At 32.5% G+C, this 3,754-nt stretch carries 4 protein-coding genes; all 4 read right to left on the bottom strand.

Translation table 11 applies throughout. The annotated features are described in order from the left end of the window. Positions 1-111: 111 nt before the first annotated feature. On the bottom strand, positions 112-843 hold the full coding sequence (locus FLACOL7796_RS22275; protein ID WP_173972978.1) for a head GIN domain-containing protein: 732 nt from the start codon (positions 841-843) through the stop codon (positions 112-114). 3 nt (positions 844-846) lie between these two features. Then, positions 847-2,592 (bottom strand): PspC domain-containing protein, encoded by a 1,746-nt coding sequence (locus FLACOL7796_RS22270; protein WP_173972977.1) that lies wholly within the window; start codon positions 2,590-2,592, stop codon positions 847-849. A gap of 3 nt (positions 2,593-2,595) precedes the next feature. After that, on the bottom strand, positions 2,596-2,928 hold the full coding sequence (locus FLACOL7796_RS22265; RefSeq protein WP_008464689.1) for a PadR family transcriptional regulator: 333 nt from the start codon (positions 2,926-2,928) through the stop codon (positions 2,596-2,598). Between the two features lie 223 nt (positions 2,929-3,151). After that, a complete protein-coding gene (locus FLACOL7796_RS22260) occupies positions 3,152-3,631 on the bottom strand; it encodes a DUF4870 domain-containing protein (RefSeq protein ID WP_230032835.1) in 480 nt (159 codons plus the stop codon). Positions 3,632-3,754: the final 123 nt, after the last annotated feature.

Below are 3,754 nucleotides of genomic sequence, written 5' to 3'. Positions count from 1 at the left end.
AACTTATAAAAGAAAAACACCTGCAATAAAAAATATTACAGGTGTTTAATTAAATATAATTTGTTTAATAATCTGTATCGATTATTTAGGACTACTCAAGATAAATATCTTTTATCCCTGGCTAATACTTCCTCCTGAATTCGAAGTTTTCTCGATTGTTTTAGGCGCGATGTCGTAATTAATACTTCCTCCGCTGCTGGCTTCAGCTTTTAAACTTACTATCGGATGTACATTTATACTTCCGCCACTCGAAACTTCTGCGTTAACTTCATTTGCTAACAATTCGTGAGCATTTAGAGTAGAACCGCTTGATGCTGAAGCTCTAATTCTTAAAGCTTTTCCTTTTAGGTTTACCGTACTTCCACTTCCTGAATCAACAGTTACATTGTCAGATTCAAGATTAAGATTCATAGACGCTGCACTTGAAGTTTCAAGATCAATATCTTCACTTAAAATAGTTCCGTTATTCGTTACTGTTGAAGCACTCGACGCATCTAGCTTGTTAATTTTAGGCATTTTTACAGTTACTTTTTTCTTTGTAACTCTAAAAGAATTGTGTTTAGAGTTAATGATCAAAGTTCCGTTTTCTACTTTTATATTAATGTCTTTCTGAATATTATCATCAGCTTCAACAATAATTTCAGTTGTATCTGATTGCTCAACTACAAGGTCGATAGCATTGCTTACAGAAATTTTTGTGAAATCTCCCTGAACAATTCTTTTTTCGGTTGTTACATTCCCACTTCCTTCAATTGTATTCACGTTAAAGTTGCATGAGGCAAACAATAGTGCGGTAATAGTGGCAACAATAAATTTCGTAATATGAATGATTATTTTTATCATGGCTTAGTTAATTTTGATTACAACTCCGTTTTTATCAGTGGTTAATCTTCCTTTGGTTTTCTTTCCGTTTAAAACTTCTTTGCCATTAATTTTAACCGAAACTTCATTTATGGTATCATTATCGGTATCAGCTTCTTCACCTGTGTTGTCGTTTACATAGTCATTGTCATTCACGTCATCATTTTCGTCAGATGGGCAATTCAAACATTTGATTTTTGAACCTTGAACTTTGTAATTGTAATTACCACTAAAGTGCAAATTGAAAAAATCATTATCAGAGTCATCATAATCCTGAATAGAAGCATCTGGTTTGAAAAGCTGTCCTTCAGGTAAGTACAAGTATACATCAACTTCCTGACCTCTAAATTTGTTTTTTACATCAGTAAGGAAATAGTTATCCAAAATTAAATGATTTCCGTTGATCTGAAATTTATAATTGATCTTTTCTGCTCTTTGTTTTGCTGAGATAAACGAATTTCCTCTGGCGCTTTTTTCGATCTGAATATAAGGAGCAGCTTCATCCGTACGTAAAACATGCAAACGAACATCATTTGAATAGATTAATTGATTGTTTGCTGAATCCTGAACAAACTCAAATTCTCTGTGGTGGTTTAGATCTTTTGCATAATAATCATTGTATCTAAATTTTACAAACAAAGTATCTTTTGTCGTGATGTTAAGCAATTTTTTCTCTACAGTTTTATTGTCGTATGAAATTTCAGTAGCTTGTTTAATTCCTATGCTAATTGCGATTGCAACTGCTATAATCCAAATCGCTAACAAAGTATATTTTACAATATTCCCGATAGATTTTAAGTTTGGAGATAACAATTTGAAACCTAAAAGAGTCAAAAAGAAAAATGGAATTCCAACAGCAAAGAACATCAATAAACCAAATGACCAGATTGGGTAATCTGTAAAGTTTCCTGCTTCAACGAAGTTTTGCCAAGGAAAATCAATAAAGATGTTTGTTCCCAAAGTAAAAACTCCAATCAATAACATGATCAAAACACTAATTCCTGACAGGATCAAAATAACGCCTAAAAACTTAGCAAAGATTTTAAAAATCGTCATGATAAAGTCTCCAAATGAACTACTTATTCTCTCAGCTCCCGACTTTACCTGGTTTCCCATTGCGTCATAATCTGCATTTTTAAATTTATCAGATAAGTTTTCGATCTCTTCACGAACCTTTTTTTCAATGTTCGAAATCGTAACCGGCTCACCTGTCATTTCAAGTTTTTCAGATGTTGTAACCGCTTCCGGAGTTACAATCCAAAGAACGAAATAAGCTAAAATTCCAGTTCCAAAACCTGCAAAAACAAATATTAAGAAAATAATTTTTATCCAAACAGCGTCAATTCCAAAATAGTGTCCTAAACCAGTTGCCACACCACCAATCATACCTTTTTCTTTATCACGGTATAATTTTTTATGTTTTCTGGTACTGTAATCATTAAAAGACTGAGTTGTTTTTTCTTCGTCTTCAAGGATATAATCTTCAGGTTGCCCCATAACTACTATCACTTCATCAACATCTTTCAGTCCAACAACGTGCTTGTCGCTTTTTTGTTTTTCTAATAATAATTCAGAAACACGCATTTCGATATCTTTAATGATTTCATCCTGACCAGATGAGTTATTTAGTGATCGTTTTATAGCGTCAAAATAGCGTGTCAATTTTACATATGCGTCTTCATCGATGTGAAAAACCATACCGCCTAAGTTAATATTTACTGTTTTGTTCATGACTTATTGATTTTGATTGGTGATTAGATTTACGGCGTCAGACAATTCTGTCCAGGTACCGCTAAGTTCGTTTAAAAATGTTTGTCCTATTTCGGTTAATCCATAATATTTTCTAGGTGGTCCAGAAGTCGATTCTTCCCATCGATAATTAAGCAAACCGTCGTTTTTCAGCCTGGTTAGAAGTGGGTAAACTGTTCCCTCAACAACTAGTAATTTTGCGTTTTTTAAAGTGTCTAATATTTCTGATGTGTATGCGTCTTTTTCTTTTAGTACTGATAAGATGCAAAACTCAAGAACACCTTTGCGCATCTGTGCTTTTGTGTTTTCAATGTTCATAATTTCATTTTGTTTTTTTTAGATTGAACAATTCGTTTTTTGATTGATGATGATTGATTGATGATTGATCGTTTTTTTAGGAGCTATTTCCTGCTATCCGTTCCAATCTTTTGTGCCGAACCCCGGCACAAAAGGATTTCCACTTCTATCAGGGCTAGAACATCCCTTTGTCTATAACTTTTAACTTTTATGTCAGGCTGAGCGAAGTCGAAGCCCTTTTTTATTACTTGATAAAAGGAATCGTAAGCGGATATTTGTATAATTCTCCGTTTGAAGTTTTTATCGAAGCGTAAATCACTAAAAAGAATTCAACAAATTTTAACAATCCAAAAAGTAAAACCGCTGTTGCTCCAATACTTAAAATTCCAATATTTCCGTCGATGTTTAGATTTCTGATGATTAAATCTTCATCGTTAAAAACCGTATTGATTGGTAGGTTTTTTAAAAGCACGAATGCAAAAATCGGAATGGCAATTAAAGCTAAAATCAAAGTATAAAGCAAAAGACTCAATTGAAAATTTAAAGTTTGTTTTCCATTAAAATTTACAAATTCTGATTTGTCTTTGTAACTCGTCCAGATCAAGATTGGAAAAATGTAATTCCCAAACGGAATGATATATTGACTTAAAGTACTTAGATGTGTGAACGTTGCGACGTTTCTTTCTGTTGTTGTTTCCATGATGAGTGGTGTTGTTGTTTCCATGATTAAAAGTATATAGTATTTTCTTATGCAAATATATGTCTAAAAGACAGTATCTTGTTTTGCATAGTACCAAATATTAACAAAATTTTAACAAAGTTGAAATTTTAAAATTGATTATAATGC

Origin of the sequence: Flavobacterium bizetiae, assembly GCF_902804475.1 — a bacterium.
GTDB classification, from domain to species: domain Bacteria; phylum Bacteroidota; class Bacteroidia; order Flavobacteriales; family Flavobacteriaceae; genus Flavobacterium; species Flavobacterium bizetiae.
This window is presented reverse-complemented; position numbering and strand designations above follow the sequence as displayed.